Here is a 259-nt window from a genome sequence, read left to right as displayed (position 1 = left end):
TCAAGTAACGGATTCTAAAGGGCAAGTAGTTAAAGGGTTGAAAATGGCTCTTTATGAGAGTCTGGCTAAGGCACCATCAGGTGTCCAAGAAGCTATGAAGGCTAGAAATTTCACTCCGAAAGGAGCGATTCAAGTATTCGAGGCAGAGAATCCAGAGGAGTTCTACAAGACCTACGTGCAAGCTGGAGAAGTTCTAACCATTACTAATCCAATGACTGTTAAGAAGGAATTGGGTCAAACAGGTGGTAAGTATGAGAAT

1 protein-coding gene is annotated in these 259 nt (G+C 42.5%); it reads left to right on the top strand.

Annotated features, from left to right (window positions below; genetic code table 11):
• Window positions 1-259: SspB-related isopeptide-forming adhesin (locus ADH54_RS01140; protein WP_049523568.1), on the top strand; the 259-nt coding region annotated here is incomplete at both ends.

This window comes from Streptococcus pseudopneumoniae, from assembly GCF_001072315.1.
GTDB classification, from domain to species: domain Bacteria; phylum Bacillota; class Bacilli; order Lactobacillales; family Streptococcaceae; genus Streptococcus; species Streptococcus pseudopneumoniae_R.
This window is presented reverse-complemented; position numbering and strand designations above follow the sequence as displayed.